A 24,906-nucleotide genomic window follows, 5' to 3' on the forward strand; every position below is an offset into this window, starting at 1 on the left:
CCGCTAGACGGGGGTGACGCCGTGGCGGCGCCGGGAGAAGTGGCGGTCCTTGCCCGCCGCCGCGGCGAACCGGCGGACCAGTTCGTCCCGCAGTTCGTGCGGCTCCACGATCGTGTCGACGACCAGCTCGCTGGCCAGCCGGACGATGTCGATGTCGCGCTCGTAGTCGGCGCGCTTCGCGGCGACGAACGCCGCGCGCTCCGCCTCGTCGGAGATCGCGGCGATCTTGTTCGCGTACACCGCGTTGACCGCGGCCTCCGCGCCCATCACCGCAATCTTCGCGGTGGGCAGCGCGATCGTGGCGTCCGGTTCGAAACCGGGGCCGGCCATCGCGTACAGCCCGGCGCCGTAGGCCTTGCGCACGACGACGCAGATCTTCGGTACGGTCGCCTCCGAGATCGCCGTGATCATCTTCGCGCCGTGCCGGATGATCCCCTGCTTCTCCACCGCCGAGCCGACCATGAAGCCGGGAACGTCGGACAGGAACAGCAGCGGCACGTTGAACGCGTCGCACAGCTGCACGAAACGGGTCGCCTTGTCGGCCGAGTCGACGAAGAGCACCCCGCCCTTGAACATCGAGTTGTTCGCGACGACGCCGACCACCTGGCCGTTCAGCCGGCCGAAACCGACCGTGATCTCCTTGGCCCACAGCGCCTGGATCTCGAAGAAGCTGTCGGAGTCGAGCAGGCCCTTGACGTACCTGCGCATGTCGAACGCCTGCCGCTCACTGGCCGGGACCAACGCGGCGAGGTCGATCTTCGCCGGCGCGTCGACCGACTCGGCCGGCGGCGGTGACTGCGTCCAGTTGGACGGCAGGTAGGACAGGTACCGCCTGACCGTGTCGATCGCCTCGGCCTCGGTCTTGCACAGGAAGTGCCCGACCCCCGACTCGGTGCAGTGCACCTTGGCCCCGCCCATCGCCTCGAGGGTGGTCTTCTCGCCGGTGACCATCTCGACCATGCGGTCGGAGCCCAGGTACATGCTGGCGTTGCCGTCGACCATCGCGACGACGTCGCAGAACGCCGGGATGTACGCCCCGCCGGCCGCGCTCGGCCCGAACAGCGCGCACGCCTGCGGGATGCTGCCGGAGGCGCGGACCTGGTTGTAGAAGATCTTGCCGGCGCCGCGGCGGCCGGGGAACAGTTCGACCTGGTCGGTGATCCGGGCACCGGCCGAGTCGACCAGGTAGACCATGGGCACGCCGGTCGTGTACGCCCGCTCGATGATCCGGATGATCTTCTCGACGGTCCGCGCGCCCCACGAGCCCGCCTTCACCGTGGAGTCGTTGGCCATCAGGCAGATCGGCCGCCCGTCGACGGTGGCCGTCCCGGTCACCACGCCATCGGCGGGCAGCCCGTCGGCTAGGACGTTGGCGTACATCCCGTCCTCGACGAAGGAGCCCTCGTCGACCAGCAGCGCCACCCGCTCGCGGGCGAAGAGCTTGCCCTTGGCCGCGTTGGCCGCGTGGTAGCGCTCGGCGCCACCGGCACGTACCCGCTTGCGCAGCTGCTCCAGTGCCTCACCGTCGAGCGTCACCGGAAACCTCCCGACCCGTTGCCTGAACGATCGTTAGGTTAGCGCATCGACGGGCTGGCGCGCGACACGGTGACCGCTACCGACGAGGGCGCCCCGCCACCCCGCGACGGGGTGGCGGGGCGCCCTAACCGCGAGCGGGCGGCACGGACCGCTGCTCAGTGCCCGGACGGCAGCCGCGGGCCGGCCCGCAGGACGCCCGACGGCAGCTCCCGACCCACGATCTCCTGCGCCAGCCGGGCCGCGTCGAGCAGCGCATCGAGGTCCACACCGGTCTCGATCCCCATGTCGTGCAGCATGTGCACGACCTCCTCGGTGGCGACGTTGCCACTGGCCCCCGGGGCGTACGGGCAGCCGCCGAGCCCGCCGACGCTGGCGTCGAACTCGGTCACCCCGAGCTGCAGCGCCGCGTAGACGTTGGCCAGGGCGGTCCCCCGGGTGTTGTGGAAGTGCAACAGCACGGGCAGGTCGGGGTGGCGTTCCCGGACCCGGGAGACGACCGCGACCACCCGGGGTGGCGTGGCCATGCCGGTGGTGTCGCCGAAGGCCACCCGGTCGGCGCCGTCGGCGACCACCCGGTCGACGATCCCGGCTACCCGGTCCGGGTCCACGTCACCCTCGTAGGGACAGCCGAAGCTGGTGGCGACGATGACCTCGACCCGCGCGCCGGCGTCGTGCAGGGTGCCGATGAGCGCGGCGATGTCGTCGAGGGACTCGTCCGTGGACCGGTTGAGGTTGCGCCGGTTGTGGGTGTCGGACGCGGACACCACGACCTCGATCTCGGTGAAGCCGGCATCGAGGGCCCGCCGCGCGCCCCGGCTGTTGGGGATGAGCGCCGAGTAGCGCACGTCCGGGCTCTTCGACACGGCCGTCCAGACCTCGTCAGCGTCGGCCATCTGCGGGATCGCCTTCGGGTGCACGAAGCTGACCGCTTCGATGCGCCCGACCCCGGTGGACGAGAGCGCCTCGATCAGCCGTACCTTCGCCCCGGTCGGTACCGGGTCCTCGTTCTGCAGCCCGTCCCGCGGGCCGACCTCGCGGATCGACACGCTACTCGGCATCTCAGGCATCGTCGCCCCTCCTAGATCCACACAACGTCCGGGACGTTGTGGTCGTACCAGGTACCCCAGGCCACACCTTCCGGGAAGTTGCGGCGGTCATCGGGCGGTCAGGACCGCATCCGGCCGACGATGCCGGTGTCGTAGTCGCCGCCGACGAACTCCGGGTTGTCCAGCAGCTCGGTGAAGAACGGCAGGTTGCTCTTGGGGCCGGCGATCTCGAATCCGGCGACCGCACTCTTCGCCCGCTCGATCGCGGTCGCCCGGTCCGGCCCCCAGACGACCAGCTTCGCCATCAGCGAGTCGTAGAACGGCGTGACCGTCGTACCGGCGGCGTACCCGCTGTCGACCCGCACCCCCTCGCCGGTCGGCTCGGTCCACGTGGTGATCGCGCCCGGCCCGGGCAGGAACCGCTTCGGGTCCTCGGCGTTGACCCGCAGCTCGATCGCGTGCCCGTGGGGCGCCAACTCCCCGAAGGCCGGCGGCAGGCCGGACGCGACGCGCAACTGCTCGGCGACCAGGTCGACGCCGTAGACGAGCTCGGTGATCGGGTGCTCCACCTGCAGGCGGGTGTTCATCTCCAGGAAGAAAAATTCAGCGTCGCCGGGGCCGGACCCATCGGCACCCCGCTCGCGCGGGACCAAGAGGCACTCGACGGTGCCGGCGTTGCGGTACCCGACCGCCTCACCGGCGCGTACGGCCGCGGCGAGCAGGCGTTCGCGCAGCTCGGGCGAGACGGCCGGCGACGGCGACTCCTCGGCGACCTTCTGGTTGCGCCGCTGCACCGAGCACTCCCGCTCGCCGAGCGCGACCACCCGGCCGTCGGCCAGGCCGAGGATCTGCACCTCGACGTGGCGTACCCGGGGAAAGTACCGCTCCAGCAGCACCGAACCGTCGCCGAACATCCGCTCGGCGAAGGCGCGCACCTTCTCGTACTCGGCGCGTAGGGCTGCCTCGTCGGCTGCGACGCCCATCCCCATGCCACCGCCGCCGGCGGCGGCCTTGACCATGATCGGGTACCCGATACCGGCCGCCGCCGCGACCGCCTCCTCCACGGTCGCGGCCGGGTCGGTGGTGCCCGGCGCGACCGGCACGCCGGCCGCCGCCATCAGGTTCCGGGCATTGATCTTGTCGCCCATCGCGGCGATCGCGTCGGCGCCGGGTCCGACCCAGATCAGCCCGTTGGCCTCGACGGTACGGGCGAAGTCCGCGTTCTCCGACAGGAAGCCGTAGCCGGGGTGGACCGCCTCGGCACCGGTCGCCTTGGCCGCGGCGAGGATGGCCTCGACGTTGCGGTAGGACTGCGCCGGGTTGGCCGGGCCGAGCAGCACCGCCTCGTCGGCTTCGAGGACGAACGGCAACGCCGCGTCCGCCTCGGAGTACACGGCGATCGTCCGGATGCCGAGCCGCTTGGCGGTACGGATGACACGACGCGCGATCTCTCCGCGGTTCGCGACGAGAAGCGACCCGATCACTACGGCCTCCTGAATGTGATGTCCGGCCGTCCCGCTGACCACCCGTAGTCCTTGTGGACAAACCTGTGGATCCAGTCGGACGGACCTGTGGAAAAGTGCCTTCTCAGCTCACTGATATGAGTCGTACCAGGTCCGGCGCGATTCCACCCGCCGAACGCGGCGCGGGCGCCGGTGTCAGCAGCCGAACGCGCGGACCGCCGCCGGGGTCGACCGCCGTCCGGTGCCGGAGTCGACCCGGGCGGCGGGCCCCGACGCGCGGGTGTCAGCCCTGCAGTGCGGCCAGCGCCGACGCGCGCAGCAGGTCCGCCCGGCGGTGCCGGTCGACCTCGCCGCCGAGGAACGGCGTCGAGTTCATCAGGCCGAAGGCGGCGTGCGCGAGTACCCGCGCCTCGGCGGCGGACAGCTCGGGGCGCAGCGCGGTCAGGGTGGTCACCCACTCCTCGACGTAGAGTCGTTGCAGGCGCCGGATCTGCCGGCGCGGCTCCTCGGGCAGCCGGTCGAGCTCGTGCAGGTGCAGCGCGATGACGGCGGGGTTGGCCAGCGCGAAGTCGACGTGGAAGTCGACCAGGGCGGCGAGGGCGGCGCTGGGCCGGCCGTCGTACTCGGCGATGCGCTGGCGGCCGCCGGCCAGCAACTGCTCACTCACCGGGATCAGGGCGGCGACGAGCATCGCTTCCTTGCCGGCGAAGTGGTGGTACAGCGCGGGCCCGGTGACCCCGGCGGCGGCACCGATGTCGTCCATCGAGACGCCGTGGTAGCCGCGGGTGGCGAACAGCCCGACGGCGATCTCCAGGATCTCCTCCCGGCGGGAGCGGCGCCGTGCCGGCGCTGCGGGGACTACCTGCTGATCGGCGGTCATCCGTGAAGCCTAACCTCTTGTCAAGCCATACCTGAACGATCGTTAGGCATCGTCCAGGCCGTACTCCCGGCGCAACCGCGCCGCCTCGTCGTCGCGGCCCAGCGCCTCCAGCACCCCGGCCAGCAGCCAGGCCGCGTTCTCCCGGTGTGGCGTGTCGCGGGGCGCGGCGCCGAGCACGGCCCGCAGCACCGGCTCGGCCTCGGCCGGCCGGTCGAGACGAAGAAGCAGCTCAGCACAGAGAAGATCGGCCTGGAGAGCCTCACCGAACGCCCCGATCGACCGGAATCCGTCACCGGAGGCCGTGGCCCGCGCCAGCGCCCCGCCGAACCGCTCGGCACCGATGAACACCCGCGCACCGTCGAAGGCGAGCATGGCCCGCTCCCAGGTCGCGGCGGGATCGTCGGCCGGGAGACCGGCGGCCCGCTCCTCGGCGGTGTCCAGCGCCACGATCGCGTCGTCGATCTCACCGGCCCAGCGCAGCGCGAGCGCCGCCCACCGGTGGGCGCGGACCTCGTCCAACGCCAGGCCCGCCGCACGGTACGCCTCGGCCGCCGCCCCGAACCGGAGGGCTGCGGCGGCGTCGCGGTCCTGGCGGTACAGCAGGTGCCCGGCCTCCTCGTGCAGCCGCGCCCGACCGGCCAGGTTGTCGAACCCGTCCAGGTTGGCCACCAACTGGTCGAGCAGGACCAGCGCCTCGTCCGGCTGGTCGAGTTCCCGGTACACCAGGGACAGCAGGTACCGGCACCGGTCCGCGGCGTCCTGCGCGCCGAGCCGTTCCAGCGCCGGCAGCGCCGCCTCGGCGGCCTCCGCGGCGTCCAGTTCCTGGCCGCAGCCGTGGTACGCGGTGGCCAGGTCGAGCCGGGCGAACGTCGCCGCGGTGTCGTCACCGATCGCGGCGAACCCGGCCACCGCCTCGACCAGCGACTCGACCGCGGCCGCCGGCTGCGCCGCGGCCAGCAGCGCCCGGCCCCGGCCGTGCTGGCCGGACAGCGTCACGTCGGCGTCGGTCGACCGCTCCAGCGCCGCCCCGAACGCGTCCGCCGCGCCGGGGTAGTCGGCGAGGTCGGCCAGCGCGTGCGCGTACAGCAGCCAGGCGAACGCCGCGACGGGCGGGTCACCGGCGGCGGCGAAGTGTTCCCGGGCGGCGGTCGCCGACTCGGCCGCCTCCCCCGGGCGGCCGAGGGCGAGCAGGAACTGGGCACGACGGGTCGCCACCTCCGCGGCGAGCAGCGGATCTCCGGTGGCCTCCGCCGCGTACCCGGCCGCCCGCTCCACCGCCTCCAGCGCCTGCGCCGGCTGGTGGCCCAGGCCGAGCACGTACGCCAGGCGCAACTCGGCACCGACCCGCCGCTCGGCGTCCCCCCGCTCGATCAGCACCCGGCTGGCCTCCCGCACCATCGCCAGGCCCTCGTCGTACCGGTCGCCGCCGCACAGCAGGGTGCCCAGCCGGCCCAGGGCCACCTGCCGGCGGACCTCGTCGCCGGCCGCGGCGTACCCGTCGGCGGCCTCCCGCCAGGCGCGCTCGGCCTCGGCGGGCCGGTCGTCACCGGAGGCCAGCATCCCCCGCCCGTCGACCCGGCGCGCCGCCAGCAACGGCGACAGTGTGTCGGCCGGGTATCGGTCGTCGAAGTGCCGCCACGCCGCCTCGGCCCAGCGGGTGTCGTGCTCCCGGAACCGGCGCTCGGCGAGGTCGAGCAGCTGGTCCGGGTCGTCCGGGTAACCGGCCGGTGCGCCCGCCCCGGCGGGTCCGGCGGCCGACCCGGTAGACCCGGCGGCCCGCGCACCGGCCATCCCCCGGCGGCGACCGTCCACGGCGGACAGCGGCAGGTACCCCACCAGCGGCTCGGCAGCCAGCATCCGCGCCACCCGGTCACCCTGGGCGGTCGTACCGTTGCGCTCGTCGAACCGGGCCGCCAGGTCCCGCGCCTGCGCCGCGAGCCGCGCGGCCAGGTCCGGCGCGGGCACGTCGGCGGCCTCCCGCCCGCCGGCGGCCGGCCGGTGCACGGTCAGCCCGTCGTGGCCGGCCCGGACGAGGCCGTCGAGGACGCGGGCGGCCGCGGCGGCGAACCGCATCGTCGCCCAGGGCGAGGGGGACCGGTCCAGCCAGCCCAGGTGCCGCTGCACGATCTCCAGCCCCCGCGCCTCGTTGCCGGTCCACGCGCAGAACATCAGGTGCTCGGCGAGGTCCCCGAGGTCGGACAGGTTGCCCCGCATCAGCCGGTACCCCCGGCGGTGCGCGTCGGCGGCCTCGGCCAGCCGGCCGGTACGCAGGTAGGGCAGCAGCAGGGCGGTCAGGATGTTCTGCGGCTGCTCCGAGCAGGTCAGGTGGCCGGCGAGGACCGGGGCGGCCAGCGCGACGGCGTCGGAGTCACGGCCGCGGTCGGCCAGGTGGACGACCTTGGCGCCCGGGTCGCAGCCGGCACAGTCGGAGTTGTCGTCGCGCGGGGCGGCGCTCCAGCGCGTGTACCACTCCTCGGCGGCCGCCCCGTCGCCGATGTGGTACGCGACACCCCAGCGCTGCCGGTACACCGCGTGCAGGCTGTACCCGCCGGCGGCGTACCGGCGCTGCATGTCGTCGACGACCGCGTACGCCCGCGCGAGCGGTACCTCGGGAAACATGGTGAGCGCGTTGACCACGTACTTGAAGTGCCACAGCAGCAGGCTCTCGTCCTCCCGGCTGCGCCCGGCCGGGTCGCGGTCGTACTCGCCCAGGCACCAGGAGAACGTCACGAACGCCTTCGCCGGCTCCCCACCGTAGGTGTAGGCGTGGGTGGCGAACATGCGGCCGGCGAAGCGCAGCCGGTCCAGGCCGGCCGCGTCGGCGTGCCGGATCACCTGTTCGGCCAGGGCGATCTGCGCCGCGCCGTACGGCATGCCGCGCCCCTCGGCGAGCAGGCGCCACAGGTCGGCCTCGGTGTAGGTCACGGGCTTTCGCTCCTACTCGCTGTCCGGGACGGCGTGGTTGAGCAGGCCCAGCAGCGAGGTGTTCAGCAGCGCGGCGTCGGCCGGGCGGAGCGGCTGGTACCCGAGCAGCAGCGCCTGCCCGTACAGCGCCTCGGTGGCGAGCCGGACCAGCGTCGCGTCGTGGAGGGCGGTGACCCGGCGCACCAGCGGGTTGCGGTAGTTGAGCACGAGCTGCGGGCGCTCGTCGGTGGTCGTCTGCGCCAGCGCGTCGAGCACCCCGGCCCACACCTCGTCGACCTGTTCCCGGGTGCTGCGCAGCTGCTCGTTGAAGGCGGCGGCCCGGTTGACCAGGTACAGCGCCGGGAGGGCGGCCGGCTCGTACGCCCTCAGCACCACCTCGCAGCCCAGCCGCTCGACCGCGCGCTGTGCCTCGGTGAGCATCGGCCGCAGCGCCAGCTCCACCGCCGGGTCGAGGACGTCGAAGCGGGTGGTCAGGTCGCCGGGTTCGAGCCGTTCGATCAGCGTCGTACGGTCCACCGCGGGCAACCGTTCGATGAGCTCGGTTTCGTACGCGTACCCGCCGTTGACCAGGGGCAGGTCCTGAGCGGCGGCCACCGAGGCGAGCTGGCGGAACTCGTCGACCTTCACCGTGTACCGGACCAGCCCGTAGCGCTGGCGGAACTCCGCGAGCGTCATCCGGCCGACGTTGGTCTCCATCGGCCACCACGAGTCGACCAGGTGCAGCATCTCGTCGTCGTGCAGCGCGAGGGCCTTGACCCCGACGTGGTGGATGTCCAGGAACTCGGCGAGCCGGCCCGGGTGGCCGGCGGCCAGACCGACCAGCCATCCCCGCAGCCGCTCGCCCAGCGCCTCCCGGGTGGCCTCCAGCAGGCTGTCGGAGTAGAGCGCCTCGCGGCTCGCGGTCGGCCGCAGCTCGCTGGCGTCGACCACGCAGCGGGCGAAGAACGCCCAGTCCGGCAACAGGCCCTCCACACCCTCGGCCAGCAGCATCCGCTTCAGGTAGACCCGGTGGCCGGCCCGAGCGGCCGGGTTGGCCGGCCGGGGCAGCACGAACGCGACCCCGGTGAGGCCGGCCTCCGGCACCTCGAGGTCGATCACGTCGAACGGGGTGAAGCCGAAGACGCGGTACGCGTACGCGAAGAGCTCCGCCCGGCGCTCCTGGGCGGCGTCGGCGCGGCTCTCCGGATCGGTACCGGTCGGCGCGGACCAGGGCAGCCGCTGCTCGGTGGTCCGCACCGGCCCGTCCGGCGTGGCGACCGTGACCTCGAACGGCAGCAGCGAACCGTAGAGCCGGGCCAGCTCCACCGCGGTGGCGGCCGCGAGCCAGTGCTCGGCGCCCCGGCGCGGCAGCAGGGTGACCGTGGTGCCGGTCGGCGTGCGGTCGGAACCGGGCTCCACGGCGTACCGCCCGTCGGAGTAGCCGGTCCAGCGCACGGCGGGCCGGCCGGCCGCGCGGGTCTCCACCCGGATCTCGTCGGCGACCAGGAAGCAGGACAACAGCCCGATGCCGAACTGGCCGAGGAACTCGTGGCGGGCGAAGCCGAGATCGTCGCGCTTGGAGCTGCGGCCGATCGTGGCGAGCAGGTCGTGGACCTGCTCCTCGGTCAGCCCGACACCGGTGTCGCTCACCCGCAGGGTGCCGTCGCCGGTGACCTCGGGCGGCTCGACGAGGACCCGGCCCGGCGCGCCGGGCTCCACCGCGCGCCGGGCCGTGATGGCGTCGGCCGCGTTCTGCAGCAGCTCCCGCAGGTACACCCGGGGACTGGCGTACAGGTGATGGCTGAGCAGGTCGACCACGCCGCGAAGGTCGACCTGGAACGTCCGGTCCACGTCTGCTGCGCTCCTGATCACTATGCCGAGGCGCCCACCGTACCCGTCCCGGACCATCGTCGCGGTCCGGTAACTGCCGTTGACGCTGGACGGTCCTGCCGCGCAGTCGGGTCCGGGCTGGGCGGTGGCTGACGGACTGCCCGGGGAGACGGAGCAGCCCCACCAATCCAAGCCGGTGGGGCTGCTCGGGATCAAGCCATCAGTCCGCAGTACCGCCGGGGTCGGCGGAATCGGGCAACATGATCAGGTCGGGGCGGCTGGTCGGTACGACTCCGAGACACAGCAGCAGGCTTCCGCACGAACGTACGGCGGCGCGGAGGTCGCGGGTCGAGATGACCGGGGACAGTCCCCGGTCGGCAAGCAGTCGCATCACGTCGCCCAGCAGCCGGCCCGGATCGTACGTCTCGCGCCTGCCGCGGGCCGTAGCCACATCGACCCGTTCGGCCATTCGGCACCTCCATCGATCGTCCTGCCGCGGCTGCTGATCAGTAACCATGCTGGTCTCGAAGGCGGTGCGGCCCGGTGCGCTGGTGCGGGCGCAGACGAGCGACGTACGGCCGGACCAGTGAACCGCTCTCGGAGGGCGGGGCCAGCTCGGGTAGCTCTCGTGTCAACAGCTCCGCCCAGCGGGGATAGCCGGGAAACGGAACGGTGTCACCGTCACAGAGTTGGTACTCGCCGGAGCCGGTGGTAATGGCGCTGTCCAGCCGCGCCAGCCGCTCACGTGACCGTCGTACCCGTCTCGACCTCATGAACCCGAACCAGCGCACGACGCCTCCTTGGCGTTGGCGGACGGAGTCTGGCGACCGGCACAGGCGCCGTGCCAACCCCTTGGCCGCACTCCGTGCCGGTCGCGAGGCCGAGAATATTGTCATCTAGATGAGTCGTCTAGATGAGTGGCAGGCCCGAACGGTATTGAGTGATCACCTGGACGACGGGAGATCGAACGGCGGTACCGTGGCCGATGTGCCAACCCCGCACCGCGAACGACCGCGCTATCGGCAGGTCGCCGAAGAACTGCGCCGCCGTATCCTCGCCGGCGCAATTCCAGCCGGCCAACTGCTGCCCAGCGAGCCGGTACTCATCAACGAGTTCGGTGTCTCGCGGGGCACGCTGCGTGAGGCGCTCGCGCTCCTGCGCGCCGAGGGCCTGGTGGTCACCGAGCACGGACGCGGCACGTACGCCCGCCCGGCGCGACCGGTACGGCGCCTCGCCTCGGACCGCTACCGCCGTGAGGTTCAGCAGCTGACCGGCGAGCACCCGCCACAGACCTCATTCACCCACGACCAGGGGATCGACTGGGAGAAATACCAGCTCGACAAGGAGTTCCGTGAGGTGCCGGCGTCGGCCTCCGTCGCGGCGCTGTTCGACCTGCCGGCCGGGACGATGATCCTGGAGCGCCGCTTCCTGTTCCGCGCGCACGGCGTACCGCAGCAACTATCCACCTCGTGCTACCCGCTCGACCTCGTCGCGGGTACGCCCGTCGCCGACCCGGAGAACGAGCCGTGGCCCGGCGGCAACACCGCCCAGTTGCACTCGCTCGGTGTCACCGTCACCGGGATCCGCGAGCGGGTCCGCGCCCGGATGCCGACTCCGGAGGAGTCAGCCGCGCTCCGGCTCGCGGCAGGCGTGCCGGTCATCGCGATCACCCGCCGGACGTACGCGGGCGAGAAGGTCGTCGAGGTGGCCGCCGACATCGTCATCCCGGCGGACGGCGTCGAACTCGACTACTGGATCGACCTGACCTAGCCGGCCGGCCGCCGCCCCGATCGTCACAACTTCCGGGAAGTCGTGGCCTCCGCCTCGTGCTGAAACCACAATTTCCCGGAAGTTGTGTCGATCAAACGTGTGTCGATCAAGCGCCGGTCACGTACCGGTCAGGCGCCGAGCTTGCCCGGTTCGGCGCCCTTGGCGATGGGCGCCCGGACCAGGTTGCCCCACTCCGTCCAGGAGCCGTCGTAGTTGCGCACCCGCGGGTACCCGAGCAGGTAGGTGAGCACGAACCAGGTGTGCGAGGAGCGCTCGCCGATCCGGCAGTACGCGACGATGTCGTCGTCGCGGCCCAGGCCGAGTTCGTCGGCGTAGATCCGGCGCAGCGCGTCGGCCGGCTTGAACGAACCGTCGTCGTTCGCGGCCTGCTTCCACGGCTTGCTGACCGCCCCCGGGATGTGGCCGCCGCGCAGCGCGCCCTCCTGCGGGTAGTCGGGCATGTGCAGCAGTTCACCGGTGTACTCGCCGGGCGAGCGCACGTCCACCAGCGGCCGGCCGGCCGTCACGTGCGCGAGCACCTCCTCGCGGTACGCCCGGATCGGCGCGTCGTCGCGCGTCACCACCGGGTAGTCGGTCGGCGTCCGCTGCGGGACGTCCTTGACCAACTGCCGGCCCTCGGCCACCCACTTCTGCCGGCCCCCGTCGAGGATGCGCACGTCGGCGTGGCCGAACAGGGAGAACACCCACAGCGCGTAGGTCGCCCACCAGTTGAAGTTGTCGCCGTAGAACACGATCGTGTCGTCGCGCTTGATGCCCTTGGCCCGGCACAACCGCGCGAACCCCTCGGCGTCGAGGTAGTCGCGGGTCACCGGGTCGTTGAGTTCGGTGTGCCAGTCGACCTTGACCGCGCCGGGGATGTGGCCGGTGTCGTAGAGCAGCACGTCCTCGTCGCTCTCCACGACGACCAGACCCTCGTCGTCGAGGTGGTGCGCCAGCCAGGATGTGGAAACCAGTCGCTCCGGGTGCGCGTACGCCTGCAACTCCGGGGCGGGATCATTCGCTACGGCCATGGTGTGAGCCTACCGACGCCGGCCGGGGCCGGTGCCGCCACTAGCGCTCCCGGTCGGCCGGCAGCACCGGCGCCAGCTCCGGGCGCTTCGCCACGATGGAGTCGCCGGACGAGCGGCCCTGCAGCCGGCGCTTGATCCACGGCGCGAGGTACCGGGCCGCCCACCGGGCGTCGGCGGCCCGGGCCACCGGCCAGGCCTGCGGGCTCGGCGCGGGCTGCGGGTCCATCCAGGTCGGGTCGGGTACCAGCCCGAGCGCGGTGAGCACGTGACCGGCCACCCGGCGATGTCCCGCCGTCGACAGGTGCAGCCGGTCCACGCTCCACATCGCGGTGTTCACCGACAGTTCCTCGTCCGACCACAGGTCGACCAGGTAGGCGCCCTGCCGGGCGGCGACCTCGACGACCGCGTCGTTGAGCAACGACGTCCGGGGCAGGATGATCCGCTTGCCCGGCAGCCGGCGCGACATGTCGGCGAAGCGGAACACGATCACATCGGCGCCGGTACCGCGTAGCTGCGCGATGACCTCCTCGAACCGGGCGACCAGCGCCGGGCCGTCGAAGTTGGGGCGCAGCGCGTCGTTGCCGCCGGCGGCGAAGCTGACCAGGTCGGGGCGCATGGCCAGGGTCGGCGGCAGTTGCTCGCTGACCACGCCGTCGAACAGCCGGCCGCGGATGGCCAGGTTGGCGTAGTGGAACTCCTCGCCGCGCGCCACCGCCTCGGTCGCCAGGTGGGCGGCGACCAGGTCGGCCCAGCCGCGGTACCCGTCGCCGCCCGGGTCCCGGTCGTCCATGCCCTCGGTGAAGCTGTCGCCCATAGCGACGTACCTGTGCCACGCCATGCCGCACCCCTTTCCGGGGAGGAATCTTGGCAAAGGCTAAGCATCGGCGGGAGTGACTTCGGCCCGGGTGCGACGTACGACACGGCAGCGGTGCGCCGAGGGCCGGTCTGGTTACGCCATCCGAGACGCCATCCTGACCGCACATGGTTGCCGGTGGATCTGTCACTCGGCCGACAAATCCGCGCGCGACCGCCGATCCGGCGGACGTACGCTGCGGCCATGCTGCTGCGCCTGTCGACGCTGTTCGTCCGTACCCTCCGCGCGGACCCGGCCGAGGCCGAGGTACCCAGCCACCGACTGCTGGTACGCGCCGGCTACGCGCGCCGGGTCGCGCCGGGCGGGTACGCGTGGCTGCCGCTGGGCAAACTGGTGCTCGACCGGATCACGGCGGTGGTCCGCGAGGAGATGACGGCGATCGGCGCGCAGGAGGTGTCGCTGCCGTCGCTGCTACCGCAGGAGCTCTACGAGACCAGCGGTCGGCTCGGCGCGTTCGGCGACGACGTGTTCCGGGTCCGCGACCGGCGCGGCGCCGGGTACGTACTCGGCCCGACCCACGAGGAGCTGTTCACGCTGCTGGTGAAGGACCTGTACCCGTCCTACCGCGACTATCCGGTGACGCTCTACCAGGTCGGCACGAAGTTCCGCGACGAGGCGCGGCCGCGCGGCGGTCTGCTGCGCGGCCGGGAGTTCCTCATGAAGGACGCGTACTCGTTCGACCTCGACGACGACGGCCTGCGCCGGTCGTACGCGGCGCAGCGGGCCGCGTACATCCGGATCTTCGAACGGCTCGGGCTGGACCACGTCGTCGTGGCCGCGATGTCCGGCGCGATGGGCGGGTCGGTGTCGGAGGAGTTCCTGGCACCGGCGGCGGTCGGCGAGGACACGTTCGTGGCGTGCGGATCGTGCGGCTACGCCGCCAACACCGAGGCGGTGACGACCCGCGCCCCGGTCGTCGCCGGGGACGTCGACCATCCCCCGGCGACGGTGCTCGACACGCCAAACACGCCCACCATCGAGTCGCTGGTCCGCCACGCCAACGCGGTGACGGCGGGCGGCCGGTCGGACTGGACCGCGGCGGACACGCTGAAGAACGTGGTGCTGCGCGTCGACGGTTCGATCCTGGTCGTCGGCGTCCCCGGCGACCGGGAGGTCGACCTCAAACGGGTCGCCGCCGCCCTGCACCCGGCGGCGGTCGAGCTGTTCGACGACTTCGCCGCCCATCCGGAACTGGTCCGCGGGTACATCGGCCCGCAGGTGCTGGGCACGCTCGGCATCCGGTACCTCGTCGACCCACGGGTGGCGGCCGGCACCACCTGGCTGACCGGAGCCAACGAACCCGATCGGCACGCGATGAACGTGGTGTGCGGGCGCGACTTCGTACCCGACGGAACGATCGAGGCGGCCGACGTACGGGCCGGCGACCCGTGCCCGAGGTGCGGCACCGGCTCGCTCGCGCTGCGCCGGGGCATCGAGATCGGCCACATCTTCCAGCTGGGGCGCCGGTTCGCCGACGCGTTCGGTCTCGACGCGCTCGGCCCCGGAGGCCAGCCGGTACGGGTGACGATGGGCTCGTACGGCATCGGCATCTCCCGCGCGGTCGCCGCCGTCGCCGAGCAGCACCACGACGAGCGCGGCCTGATCTGGCCGCGCTCGGTGGCGCCGGCCCAGGTCCACGTGGTGGCGACGGGCAGGGGCGAGCAGGCGGAGACGGCGGAGCGGCTGGCGGCGGAGCTGGTGGCGCGCGGCATCGACGTGCTGCTCGACGACCGGCCCGGACTGTCGGCCGGGGTACGGTTCGCCGACGCGGAACTGCTGGGCATGCCGGTCGTCGTCGTGGTCGGCCGTCGCCTGGCCGACGGGTACGTCGAGGTCCGTTCCCGCATCGACGGCACCCGCTCGGACGTACCCGTCGCTGAGGTCACCGGTCTGATTAGCGGATACCACGGTGGGTAAATCCCGGCACAACGCCAACGACGGTTCGGAGGCAACATGCCGATGCAGACTGTCCGGGACGTGATGACGGCCGACGTCGTCACCCTGCCCCCGGAGACGACCCTGGCCCATGCCGCCCGCCTCATGCGCGAGCAGGACATCGGCGACATCGTGGTGGCCGACGGCAATGGACCGGCCGGCCTGGTGACCGACCGCGACATCGTCATCCGCGCGGTCGCGGAGGGGCGCGATCCCGCGAGCACGACACTCGGCGAGATCCTCACGCCGGACCTGGTGACCGTACGGCCCGATGACACCGTGCAGTCGGCCGCGCTGCTGATGCGCGACAACGCGGTCCGGCGGGTACTGGTCTGCGAGGGCGACCGCGCCCTCGTGGGCATTGTCTCCATCGGTGACCTGGCGGAGGAGATCGACCCCGAGTCCGTGCTCGGTGGTATCAGCCGGGCCGAGCCCAACAACTGATCTCACCGGCGAGCCGACAACCGATCTTCTCCGCGCCCATCCGGCGATCTTCTCCACACTGATCGGCGGTCTTCTCCACACTGATCCGGTGGTCTTCTCTACGCCGATCCCGGGTCGGGCGGTGGCCGGCGCGCCGGCGCCCGGCCCGTACGGCGGCGGCGCGCCGGCGTCCGGCGCACCGCGCGTGACCTCACTTCCGGTCCTGGTCGGCGCCGCCGGCGCCTCGGCGCCCGACGGTAGCGCGGATAAGCTGGAACCGATGAACATGCCTACCCGCCTCTCCGAGATCGTTGACGAGTTCTCCACGGCACCCCGCGACGTGGTGCTGGAGATGCTGCTCGAGTACGTCGACGCCCTGCCCCCGCTGCCGCCGGGCATGGCCGGTCACGACGGCATGGAGCAGGTACCGGAGTGCCAGACCCAGTTCTTCCTGCGCGCCGAGGTGCAGCCGGACCGTCGCGTCCAGATGTGGTTCGACTGCCCACCGGAGGCACCGACGACCCGGGCCTTCGCCGGCATCCTGGCCGAGGGGCTGGCCGACGCCAGCGCCGACGAGGTGCTCGCGGTGCCGGGCGACCTTTACCAGCGGATGGGACTGGCCGCGGCGATCAGCCCGCTGCGGGTACGTGGCGGCACCGCGATCCTCGGACGCCTCCAGCGCCAGGTGCGTGAGCAGCTGTAACGCATGGTTTCACGTGCAACGGTATAGCCGTTAGTCGATCTACTTGCCGAGGTTCTCGATCACCTCGGCGCCGGGCAGGCGCCCGAGGGCCGCGCCGGGAAGCAGGATCTTGCTGTGCCGCGCCCCGCTGCCGACGATCACGTACGGCACCGCGGTGACCCGCGCGTCGACCAGGACCGGCCAGGCCGGTGGCAGCCCGATCGGGGTGATCCCGCCGTACTCCATCCCGGTCTCGGCGACGGCCACGTCCATCGGCGCGAAGCTCGCCTTGCGCACGTCCAGGCGCCGGCGGGCAACCCCGTTGACGTCCGCGCGGGTGGTCGCGAGGACCACGCAGGCGGCGTACCGGGTCTCCCCCTCCCGCTTGCCGGCCACCACCACGCAGTTGGCCGAGGCGTCCAGCGCCACCCCGTACGCCTCACAGAAGGCCGCCGTGTCCGCGAGTGCCGGGTCGATCGACGCGACCAGCACGTCCGGCTCGGGCCAGTCGCCGAGCGCGGCCAGGACGGACGGAGCGAGCAGGTCCGGGCGTTCCCGGGCGGGTTCGGTCTTCAGCGATCCCATCACCAGCCCATCCTGGCAGCAACCGGCAGCGCCGGTCAAAACCGGCGCGGCGGGTGTGCCGCGGGCGCGCCGCGGGTACGACCACACCATGGTGGAACCGATCAGCGACCCCGGACTGAGTGACGAGCCGTTCGACCGGGTCGACAGCCGGGCGGCCGACCTCCTTCCCGAGGAGCGGGTGGCGGGCAGTGACGACCCCCACGCCCAGGCGGCCGAGATCCTGCGCGACTCCGACATCCGCGAGTCCGACCTCGACGCCGCACCGGACTCGTTCGTAGAGCACCGCACCTCCGAGCAGACCGTCGCACCACCGCAGCCCTGATCGCTCCTCCCCCCTGATCGTCGGTGCTTTCGGTTACCGTGACGGGCCGAAGAAGCCTGAACTGGGGGGGGTGATGGTGGCGATGGCGATGCCATTCAGCGCTGCCGGGGAAGACGCGGATGCCTGGGTCGATTCGTGGGCGGCGAGCGTGTCGGCTCGCGCCCAGGCCGCGCAGGAGCTGTCCGAACGGGTGTCGAGGCTGTCGGTGTCGGCGTCCGGCCGCGACGGGGCGGTCCGGGTCACGGTCGCCGGCTCCGGCGTGATGACCGATCTCACGCTCGACGACCGGGTGCTGCGGTGGTCCGCCGACGAGATCGCCACTCAGGTCATGGCGGTGATGCGGCGGGCACAGGGATCGCTGGCCGCCCGCGTGGCGGAGATCGCCGAGGAGACCGTCGGCGCCGACTCCGAGACCGGCCGGGCCGTGGTGGACGGGTTCGCCCGGCGCTTCCCGGCGCCCGCGGACGGCGAGGACGGCGACGACCGCAGGGGCGACCGCCGGACCTGGTGAGCGCCGGCGACCGGCGCCGGCACCCCGCCGGTGACGGTCACGGCCGCAGGACGAGCACCTCGACCTTGTCCGGGTAGCGGGCCGCGAGGTACCGGGCGGCCTGGAGGTTCGTCGGCACGCGCGGATCGCCGGCCGAGGTCGGTTCCCCACCCGGCGACGGCTCCGGCTGCCACGAGTGGTCCGGATCGGCCGAGAGGAAGCTGGCCCGTGGATCCCCGACGACGAACCGCACCGGCACCGGGCTGGTGCGCACCTTCGCCTCCAGGTCGGCGAGCGTGTGCCGGCGCATCGGCGACAGGAAGACGTACCAGGACTCACCCTGCCGGTAGTTGCGCTGCATCGCCGCGGTGAACAGGGTGCCGTAGAAGTTCGCGTACGGCGTCCCGGTGAGAACCACGTCGACGCGGCCGTCGGCGTCGGGGTAACGACGTACCAGGTCGACGGCCTGTCGGCCGCCGGCCGGAGAGCCCTTCTCCACCCCCAGGCCGTACCGCAGACCGGAGCTGGCCAGCGGCGTGCTGTGCCACTGGCCGCCGGCCGCGGCGAGCCCCGCCACGACGGCGACCAGCCCGGCCAGGACGGCCGCGTACCGCGCCCGGGCCGGGCCGGCGGCATCCGGGGTGGACACCAGCCGCGCGGTCGAGCCGAGCCCGACCAGCGCCACCACCAGCAGCATGTGCAACAGCTTCTCGAAGTAGTACACCGAGTGCCCGACCATCGCGTACTGGTACGTGAACAGCACCGCGACCATGCCGAGCGCGACCGCGAGTGCGACGGCGACCAGCCGGCGCGCCGGCGCGCGCCACCCGCCGCGCGCCACCAGCCCGACCACCGCCACGACCACGACCGCGACCAGGACCGGCCGGTCCACCGGCAGCGCGGTGCCGGGCGTGAGCAGCAGGTTGCCCGCGCCGGACGGCCGGTTCTCCAACGGCGTGATCGCCACCAGCGGCAGCAGCGGCACCGCGACGAACCCGAGCCGGCGCGGCAGCGTCCGGCGTCGGCTGAACGCCCACAGCGCGGTGACGGCCAGCGCGTACGGCAGGTAGAGGTGGTAGGCGAACGAGATGCCGACCAGTAGCGCCGCGACGGTGGCGACCTGCTCGCCCAGGCGTGGCAGCGGGCGCGCCGCGACCGCCGTCAGCACCGCGACCAAGGCCAGGCCGAGCAGTTCGTTCGGAAAGCCGCGCAGGAACGCCGCGAGCAGGTCACCGAAGTAGAGCACCCCGGAGACGACGGCCAGCACCGGCAGCAGCGCCACGGCGGCCGGTCCCGGGCCGGCGACCCGGCGGACGCTCCACAGGAGGGCCAGGGCGAGGAAGACGTACGTGCCCAGGTGGCACCACAGCAGGACGTCCATCGCGGTGAGCGGGTCCGCGTTGACCGCGGACGACCGCACGAACCGGTCCAGCACCGCGTACAGCAGGTGCGTGCCCTGCGGGTACCCGATACCGTACCCGTCCGGCGTGGCGGCGACGGCCGCGCCGCGGTGCAGGAACGCGTACCCGCCGAGCCGGCCGATCAGGTCGTACAGCATGAAGTGGCGGGCGAAGTCCTCCCCGGGCGCCACCAGTCCGATCCGCCCGCCGAGGTCGCGCAGCGCGAACGGCACGAGCGCCGCCACCGCGACGGCGAGCGTGGCCAGCCAGGTGACCACGTCGCCGGCCGGGGACCGGGTCGGCAGCCGGGGCCGGCGGCCAGTGACCGCCGCCAGCCCGACGAGCGCGGTGAACGCGCACCCGGCGACGGGTACCGGGTGCAGGTGCCAGGGCCAGACCGACATGACCAGACCCGCCACGCAGAGCGCGCCGAACAGCTGCACCACCGCGAGCACGAGGCGGTCCGTGAGGGTACGGCCGGCGCGCTGGATCGACATCACCCCGACCAGCAGCAGCGGCGGCAGCAACCAGTCCGCCCGCAGCAGGTGCGCGCAGACGGGGAGCAGCCACGAGACGGTGAACGCGACGGCCCAGCGCGGCAAGCGGGTCGCCATCGAAGACCCGGCGGGAGGCTCCGTCATGATCGGACTGTGGCGGGTCGTGGTCGACAAGCGAACCTCAAATGATGGTCGGGGCGTACTCCGTGCATGATACGAGCGGTCCGCAGATGCGGTAGGAGCGCTGTGAGCGGTGCGTCACCGGCGCCCCTGCGCCACGGCGACGTGTCGTCCCCGACCGTGGCGGTCTCCGCGGCGGTGCCCGATGGAATATCGTTCTTGCTTCCGAGATCACCATCGGCGGGGTGGTCTAGGACTCCTGCATCCAAATTGCCCGTTCTGTCCCCAGGTAACGGTTCGTCCCTAGGAGTTGTGGTCGCATGCGTCCGCTCGCTCTCGCGCTCGCTACGCTGCCCGTTGCCACGGTTGCGGCGACGACGTACGCGTTGCGCCCTACCGACCAGGTGGTGGGGCGAGAGCGGCTCGCCGTGATCCGCGCCGCGGTGGTTGTCGGTGCGTACGCCATCCTGAGCAACGAGTTGCTGTCCGCGATCGGAATGCTCAACCGGACCGGCGCCAGCATCGTGTGGCTGGTGGGTCTCGTCGCCGCGGCGGCCGGCGCGATGATCCGGTACCGGCGGGGAGCTCCGGCCCGGGACCGGCTGACGTGGTCAGGCCTCGGGCTGGTCGAATGGCTCGTCATCGCCGGGCTCACCCTGTTCGCCGCCGGGACCCTCCTGATCGCGCTGGTGGCCGAGCCGAACAACGTGGACTCCCAGGCGTACCACCTGCCCAAGGTAGAGCAGTGGGTGCGCAACGGGTCGGTCGGCATGTACCCGACGAACGTCTTCCAGCAGGCCGCGCTGGCGCCGGGCGCCGAATACCTGCTGCTGCACCTTCGGCTGTTGACGGGCGGGGACGGCCTGTACAACCTGATCCAGTGGGGCGGGGCCCTGCTCTGCGCGTTGGCGGTGTCCCGGGTCGCCGCCCAACTCGGAGCCGGCCGCATGGGGCAACTGGCGTCGGCGTTCCTCATCGTGTCCACGCCGATGACCTTGCTTCAGGCCACCAGCACCCAGACGGACCTCGTCGCTGCGGCATGGGCCGCCTGTGCCGCCACCCTTGCTGTCGACGCGGCCTGGAACCGCATGAGCGCCTGGGACGTGCCGCTACTCGGAGGCGCTCTCGGCCTGGCGATACTGACGAAGTCGACCGGCATGGTGGCCGGCGGTCTCGCTGTGGCGCTGTGGTTCGTGGCCCGCGCATGGCGGGTACGGTCGACGCGGTCCGCGGCGAAGCTCGCCGGCGTGGCGGTCGCGGTCGCGGCCATCGCATTCGCGATCAATGCACCGTTCCTGACCCGGATGACGGTGACCTACGGACACCCGCTCGGGCCGGAGGTCGTGCGACACCACGCCATGCAGCGCCACGACCCGGTGGCGCTGGTGGTCAACGCGGCCCGCATGGCACAGACGGCGACAATGGTGCCGAACCTCAAGGTTGACGACCTGACGGCGCGGGCTGTCACGCGCTTCGCCCGAGCGCTCCACGTCGACGTGGGAGACCAGACCATCACGCTTGGCCCGTCGTTCCCCGCGTACTACGCCGGAGAGGACGAAGACAGCGCACCGTTCCCCGTACAGGTGGTCGCCCTGACCGCTGGGCTGGTCTACTGCCTGGTACGGCGCTGGCGCGACCCACGCATCCTCGGATACGCACTGACCTGCGTCGCCGTGGCAATCGGGTTCGTCGCGACGCTCAAGTGGCAGTTGTACATCAATCGGCTGGTCCTGCCCGGCCTGGCCACCGCCGCGCCGCTGGTCGGGGTCGCCGTCGACGCGCTGGCCCGGCACGCCCGTGCGGCGCTCCCCCGTGTCGTGGCGACCGCCGGGCTGATCCTCGCCGTGGTCGTCGCCGGGATCGGCGGTGCCCACACGCTCCTGTTCGGTACCCCGCGTCCGCTGTACGGACCGCAGTCCGTCCTTACGACGGACCCGCTGGAGACCCGTTTCGCCCGCTCCCCGCGCGCCGAGTCCGACTATCTCTGGGCGGCCTCTACGGTGAAGGCGGCCGGTGCGCACCGGATCGGCATGGCAGACCTTGACGGGTACGAGTACCCGCTGTGGCTGCTGTTCAAGGACCGTGACGTGGTCAGCCTGAAGTCGACCGTCCCAGGTCACCCGGCGCCGTCGCCCACCACCGTCGACGCCGTCGTCTGCCTGATCCCGGAGCAGCCGCTGGACTGCGCCTCGTTCGTGCCCCCGGGCTGGACGGTCGAGTTCCGCACCTACACCGCGGTGGCGCTACCACCATCCGGATACCGTCCTCAACCGGCACGAACGACGACCCGTACCCGGTAATCGACATCACGACGTACGTCGAGGTACCGTGCGGCGTGCTCTCTGACCAATCGCCCCAAAGGACGAACAGTTTTACGCCAGCCAATGGAAGTTCCGGCGGCCGCGGTTCCGCACAAACCCGCAGCCGCCTGGCAGCGCTCGACGGCCTGCGGTTGGTCGCCGCGTTGCTCGTCGTCATGTTCCACTACGTCGGCACGGAGTTCACCAACATCTGGGGGGCGAAGAACCACGAGATCTTTCCGTGGCTCTACCCGGTCAGCACCTACGGCTACCTCGGCGTCCAGTTCTTCTTCATCATCAGCGGCTTCGTCATCTGCATGAGCAGCTGGGACCGCAAGCTCGGGGACTTCTTCGTCTCCCGGACCGTGCGGCTCTACCCGGTGTACTGGTTCGCGGTCCTGTTCACCGCCCTCGTCGTCACGGTGATGCACCCGATCGCCTCCCAGATCTCGGCGATCAAGCCGCCGCACTCCCTGTCGGACGTGCTCTCCAACCTGACGATGCTCCAGGAGGCCGCCGGCATTCCCCACGTCGACTCCGTCTACTGGACGCTCTGGGTCGAGCTGCGCTTCTACCTCCTGTTCGCGATCGTCGTCTGGCGGGGCCTGACCTACCGACGGGTCGTGCTGTTCTGCGCGCTGTGGGGCGTCGCATCGCTGGTCGCCTCGTCATCCAACATCAGCGTGCTCAACAACGTCGTCATGCCGGTGTACTCGTGGTACTTCATCGCCGGGATCGCCCTCTACCTCATCCACCGGTTCGGCCAGACGCCGCTGCTGTGGGGAATCGTGGGGCTGTGCTGGCTGCAGGCCCAGCGCGACGCGTACGGCGCCACGACGTACATGAACGGCATGTTGAAGACGTCAATGGAGTGGCGTTACTCGGCTCTTCTGATCACCGCGTTCTTCGTGGCGATCGCCGCGGTCGCGCTCGGCTGGCTGTCCTGGGCCCGCTGGCGCTGGCTCACGGTCGCCGGCGTCCTCACGTACCCGGTGTATCTGATGCACCAGAACATCGGACTGACCATCATCCGTGGCCTGCACGGCTCGGTGCCGAAGTGGCCGCTGCTGGTCGGCACCGTGACGGCGATGCTGCTACTGGCGTGGCTGGCACACCGCCTCATCGAACGGCCCCTGGCGCCCCGGATGAAGCGCATGCTCGTACGCGGCATCGAACAGGTCGGCACCGCCACACCGCGGATCACCGTCGCCCGGAGTGACGGGCCCTCCGGCTCGAACGGAGCTTCCGTCGGCTCCGGCGACATGCCCAACGGCGCCACGTCCCTCTCGCTCGGGCAGCCGACCGGCGGCCACGGCGGAGCGCGAACGGGGCTGTGAGCGGGACACCACCGCCCCGCACCACGCCTGACGCGAGATCGGGGCGCCGACCGGCGCCCCGATCGCCTCTCGACCGCCATGCGGTCCCATCGAGGAAGGGCTGACCGCCGCTCCCCGGCGGGCGGGACGCCGACGGTGGGTCACCGCAACAGAACGGGGCGCCACCAGTGGATCATCGCAACAGGACGCGGCCGTCCCGCACGGCTCAAGCGACCCAACCGGAGTGCAGGAAGTGCGCGGCCAGGATGCCCTGCATCGGCAGGAAGAGCGCCAGGAGCGTCCGGTCGATCCACGGGTTCCGACCGAGACGACCCATCATCATGAACGCGGGGAACACCTCGATTCCGATCCTGGAGGTGGACACCAGCGGGGACGGGATGTCGGCCTTGAACGACGACGGGAAGCTCACCATGAAGAGGATCAGTCCCAGACCGAGGAGCGGAAGCACCAACTGGTCGCGCCTCACCCGCCATGGACCGACGAAGGCCAACCCGACCAGGACGAGCGCCAGCAGCGTCGTGCCCAGTTCGAGGACGTTGTGCGCCCAGATGTCGCTGAACGGCGCACGCCACATGTCGTCGGCGCCCAGCATCGAGGCACTGTCGACGATGGCGGTCCACGGCCAGCTCAGATGCCGTCCCCAGTGCGCGGACTGGCTGTCGGAGAAGGCGAACGGGTTACCGAACGAGAGCTTGTCGACGATCATCACGGCGACGAGCCCGAGCGGCATGAGACCGATCGCCAGCACGTCGAGGCGCAACCGCCGACCGTGCTGGCGCAGGTACTCGAACCCGAACGCCAACACCAGCAGGATCCCGGCCGACCGCGCGCTCGCCGCGAACGCGCCGGCGACACCGGCCCACCACCAGTGGCCGCGCCGCATCGCGTACACCGCGGCGACCATCAACGCGATGAACAGGCCCTCGTTGTAGGCGGCGGTCAGGAAGAAGCCGGTCGGAAAGGCGACCAGGTAGAAGATGGAACGTCCGGCCGGCGCACGGCCGAACTCGTGCTCGGTCAGGCGGTACAGCAGCACGAGCGCGGCGAGCAGTGCCACGTTCGCCACGAACAGCCCGGAAACCCAGATCTTGCCGAAGAACACCGGCGCGAACAGTCGGACGAGGGCCGGGTACAGCGGGAAGAACGCCGCCTGGGACTCGTCGGGGTCCCTTACATAACCCTGCTGCGCGATCGCAAGGAACCAGGTGGAGTCCCACTGCATGGCCCACTTGTACGCCACAGCCCGCACCGTGAGGTGAGGAGTCCCCTGACTGATCCAGCTTATGGCTGTCACGCCGGCCAGTCCGACCCGGCTGGAGATCCAGATCAGTAGGCCGGCCAGCAGTGCCCGCCGCCAAGGCCGACCCGAGGGCGCCTGGTCCTCGGTCGACTCCGCCTCGGCCGTTTCCCGGTCCACCTCGGACTGCTCGTCCAGTACTTCCACATTCACCTGCGTGAGTCTAGGAGGATGATGCGAACCG

Annotated in this window: 20 protein-coding genes; 8 read left to right on the forward strand and 12 right to left on the reverse strand. The window is 71.8% G+C overall.

The genetic code is table 11. From position 1 onward, the window contains the following. Nucleotides 1–3 precede the first annotated feature (3 nt). The 7 genes from ACNTMW_RS10450 to ACNTMW_RS10480 form a co-directional block, all read right to left on the reverse strand. On the reverse strand, nucleotides 4–1,536 hold the full coding sequence (locus ACNTMW_RS10450) for an acyl-CoA carboxylase subunit beta (RefSeq protein ID WP_426633237.1): 1,533 nt from the start codon (nucleotides 1,534–1,536) through the stop codon (nucleotides 4–6). A 155-nt stretch (nucleotides 1,537–1,691) separates the two neighbouring features. Next, complete coding sequence (locus ACNTMW_RS10455) at nucleotides 1,692–2,594, reverse strand: hydroxymethylglutaryl-CoA lyase (protein ID WP_426633238.1); 903 nt, start codon at nucleotides 2,592–2,594, stop codon at nucleotides 1,692–1,694. A 107-nt stretch (nucleotides 2,595–2,701) separates the two neighbouring features. After that, a complete protein-coding gene (locus ACNTMW_RS10460) occupies nucleotides 2,702–4,066 on the reverse strand; it encodes an acetyl-CoA carboxylase biotin carboxylase subunit (protein WP_426633239.1) in 1,365 nt (454 codons plus the stop codon). 262 nt (nucleotides 4,067–4,328) lie between these two features. Continuing rightward, on the reverse strand, nucleotides 4,329–4,925 hold the full coding sequence (locus ACNTMW_RS10465; protein WP_426633240.1) for a TetR/AcrR family transcriptional regulator: 597 nt from the start codon (nucleotides 4,923–4,925) through the stop codon (nucleotides 4,329–4,331). A 42-nt stretch (nucleotides 4,926–4,967) separates the two neighbouring features. After that, a complete protein-coding gene (locus ACNTMW_RS10470; RefSeq protein ID WP_426633241.1) occupies nucleotides 4,968–7,850 on the reverse strand; it encodes a hypothetical protein in 2,883 nt (960 codons plus the stop codon). Nucleotides 7,851–7,862: 12 nt separating this feature from the next. Further along, a complete protein-coding gene (locus tag ACNTMW_RS10475; RefSeq protein WP_426633242.1) occupies nucleotides 7,863–9,680 on the reverse strand; it encodes an HSP90 family protein in 1,818 nt (605 codons plus the stop codon). Nucleotides 9,681–9,879: 199 nt separating this feature from the next. After that, on the reverse strand, nucleotides 9,880–10,128 hold the full coding sequence (locus ACNTMW_RS10480; RefSeq protein WP_426633243.1) for a hypothetical protein: 249 nt from the start codon (nucleotides 10,126–10,128) through the stop codon (nucleotides 9,880–9,882). Nucleotides 10,129–10,646: 518 nt separating this feature from the next. Here ACNTMW_RS10480 and ACNTMW_RS10485 point away from each other — a divergent pair. Beyond that, nucleotides 10,647–11,429 (forward strand): GntR family transcriptional regulator, encoded by a 783-nt coding sequence (locus ACNTMW_RS10485; protein WP_426633244.1) that lies wholly within the window; start codon nucleotides 10,647–10,649, stop codon nucleotides 11,427–11,429. 128 nt (nucleotides 11,430–11,557) lie between these two features. Here ACNTMW_RS10485 and ACNTMW_RS10490 read toward each other — a convergent pair whose 3' ends face one another. Continuing rightward, on the reverse strand, nucleotides 11,558–12,460 hold the full coding sequence (locus ACNTMW_RS10490) for a sulfurtransferase (RefSeq protein ID WP_426633245.1): 903 nt from the start codon (nucleotides 12,458–12,460) through the stop codon (nucleotides 11,558–11,560). 40 nt (nucleotides 12,461–12,500) lie between these two features. Further along, entirely contained in the window at nucleotides 12,501–13,298 is a 798-nt protein-coding gene (locus tag ACNTMW_RS10495) for an SGNH/GDSL hydrolase family protein (RefSeq protein ID WP_426633246.1), read from the reverse strand. Between the two features lie 219 nt (nucleotides 13,299–13,517). Between ACNTMW_RS10495 and ACNTMW_RS10500 the strand changes: the two genes are divergently transcribed. From ACNTMW_RS10500 to ACNTMW_RS10510, 3 genes are all read left to right on the forward strand, one after another. Beyond that, nucleotides 13,518–15,251 carry a proline--tRNA ligase gene (locus ACNTMW_RS10500; RefSeq protein ID WP_426633247.1) on the forward strand — a complete coding sequence of 578 codons (1,734 nt, stop codon included), beginning with the start codon at nucleotides 13,518–13,520 and terminating at the stop codon, nucleotides 15,249–15,251. Between the two features lie 42 nt (nucleotides 15,252–15,293). Further along, nucleotides 15,294–15,713 (forward strand): CBS domain-containing protein, encoded by a 420-nt coding sequence (locus ACNTMW_RS10505; RefSeq protein ID WP_426633441.1) that lies wholly within the window; start codon nucleotides 15,294–15,296, stop codon nucleotides 15,711–15,713. 265 nt (nucleotides 15,714–15,978) lie between these two features. Then, nucleotides 15,979–16,395 carry a SufE family protein gene (locus ACNTMW_RS10510; RefSeq protein ID WP_426633442.1) on the forward strand — a complete coding sequence of 139 codons (417 nt, stop codon included), beginning with the start codon at nucleotides 15,979–15,981 and terminating at the stop codon, nucleotides 16,393–16,395. A gap of 39 nt (nucleotides 16,396–16,434) precedes the next feature. Here the strand turns inward: ACNTMW_RS10510 and ACNTMW_RS10515 are convergent, their stop codons facing one another. Beyond that, nucleotides 16,435–16,959 (reverse strand): YbaK/EbsC family protein, encoded by a 525-nt coding sequence (locus ACNTMW_RS10515; protein ID WP_426633443.1) that lies wholly within the window; start codon nucleotides 16,957–16,959, stop codon nucleotides 16,435–16,437. Between the two features lie 88 nt (nucleotides 16,960–17,047). Here ACNTMW_RS10515 and ACNTMW_RS10520 point away from each other — a divergent pair, with 88 nt between their 5' ends. Both ACNTMW_RS10520 and ACNTMW_RS10525 read left to right on the forward strand, forming a co-directional pair. After that, a complete protein-coding gene (locus tag ACNTMW_RS10520) occupies nucleotides 17,048–17,281 on the forward strand; it encodes a hypothetical protein (protein ID WP_426633248.1) in 234 nt (77 codons plus the stop codon). Between the two features lie 88 nt (nucleotides 17,282–17,369). Then, entirely contained in the window at nucleotides 17,370–17,792 is a 423-nt protein-coding gene (locus ACNTMW_RS10525; protein WP_426633249.1) for a YbaB/EbfC family nucleoid-associated protein, read from the forward strand. A gap of 37 nt (nucleotides 17,793–17,829) precedes the next feature. On the opposite strand, the gene ACNTMW_RS10530 is transcribed toward ACNTMW_RS10525, so the two are convergent. After that, nucleotides 17,830–19,812, reverse strand: a complete 1,983-nt coding sequence (locus ACNTMW_RS10530; protein ID WP_426633250.1) for a hypothetical protein — start codon at nucleotides 19,810–19,812, stop codon at nucleotides 17,830–17,832. A gap of 296 nt (nucleotides 19,813–20,108) precedes the next feature. Between ACNTMW_RS10530 and ACNTMW_RS10535 the strand changes: the two genes are divergently transcribed. Then, nucleotides 20,109–22,088 carry a hypothetical protein gene (locus ACNTMW_RS10535; RefSeq protein WP_426633251.1) on the forward strand — a complete coding sequence of 660 codons (1,980 nt, stop codon included), beginning with the start codon at nucleotides 20,109–20,111 and terminating at the stop codon, nucleotides 22,086–22,088. Nucleotides 22,089–22,123: 35 nt separating this feature from the next. Next, nucleotides 22,124–23,425 carry an acyltransferase family protein gene (locus tag ACNTMW_RS10540; RefSeq protein ID WP_426633252.1) on the forward strand — a complete coding sequence of 434 codons (1,302 nt, stop codon included), beginning with the start codon at nucleotides 22,124–22,126 and terminating at the stop codon, nucleotides 23,423–23,425. A gap of 205 nt (nucleotides 23,426–23,630) precedes the next feature. Here ACNTMW_RS10540 and ACNTMW_RS10545 read toward each other — a convergent pair whose 3' ends face one another. Continuing rightward, nucleotides 23,631–24,875: a mannosyltransferase family protein gene (locus tag ACNTMW_RS10545; protein ID WP_426633253.1), complete on the reverse strand. Its 1,245-nt coding sequence runs from the start codon at nucleotides 24,873–24,875 to the stop codon at nucleotides 23,631–23,633. Nucleotides 24,876–24,906 lie beyond the last annotated feature (31 nt).

Origin of the sequence: Planosporangium spinosum (assembly GCF_049999945.1) — a bacterium.
In the GTDB taxonomy this organism is placed as follows: domain Bacteria; phylum Actinomycetota; class Actinomycetes; order Mycobacteriales; family Micromonosporaceae; genus Planosporangium; species Planosporangium spinosum.

Coding starts and splice junctions, on each gene's coding strand:
- ACNTMW_RS10455 (WP_426633238.1), bottom strand. CDS start 2,594: ATGCCGAGTAGCGTGTCGATCCGCGAGGTCGGCCCGCGGGACGGGCTG.
- ACNTMW_RS10465 (WP_426633240.1), bottom strand. CDS start 4,925: ATGACCGCCGATCAGCAGGTAGTCCCCGCAGCGCCGGCACGGCGCCGC.
- ACNTMW_RS10480 (WP_426633243.1), bottom strand. CDS start 10,128: ATGGCCGAACGGGTCGATGTGGCTACGGCCCGCGGCAGGCGCGAGACG.
- ACNTMW_RS10490 (WP_426633245.1), bottom strand. CDS start 12,460: ATGGCCGTAGCGAATGATCCCGCCCCGGAGTTGCAGGCGTACGCGCAC.
- ACNTMW_RS10495 (WP_426633246.1), bottom strand. CDS start 13,298: ATGGCGTGGCACAGGTACGTCGCTATGGGCGACAGCTTCACCGAGGGC.
- ACNTMW_RS10500 (WP_426633247.1), top strand. CDS start 13,518: ATGCTGCTGCGCCTGTCGACGCTGTTCGTCCGTACCCTCCGCGCGGAC.
- ACNTMW_RS10505 (WP_426633441.1), top strand. CDS start 15,294: ATGCAGACTGTCCGGGACGTGATGACGGCCGACGTCGTCACCCTGCCC.
- ACNTMW_RS10510 (WP_426633442.1), top strand. CDS start 15,979: ATGCCTACCCGCCTCTCCGAGATCGTTGACGAGTTCTCCACGGCACCC.
- ACNTMW_RS10515 (WP_426633443.1), bottom strand. CDS start 16,959: ATGGGATCGCTGAAGACCGAACCCGCCCGGGAACGCCCGGACCTGCTC.
- ACNTMW_RS10520 (WP_426633248.1), top strand. CDS start 17,048: ATGGTGGAACCGATCAGCGACCCCGGACTGAGTGACGAGCCGTTCGAC.
- ACNTMW_RS10525 (WP_426633249.1), top strand. CDS start 17,370: ATGCCATTCAGCGCTGCCGGGGAAGACGCGGATGCCTGGGTCGATTCG.
- ACNTMW_RS10530 (WP_426633250.1), bottom strand. CDS start 19,812: ATGACGGAGCCTCCCGCCGGGTCTTCGATGGCGACCCGCTTGCCGCGC.
- ACNTMW_RS10535 (WP_426633251.1), top strand. CDS start 20,109: ATGCGTCCGCTCGCTCTCGCGCTCGCTACGCTGCCCGTTGCCACGGTT.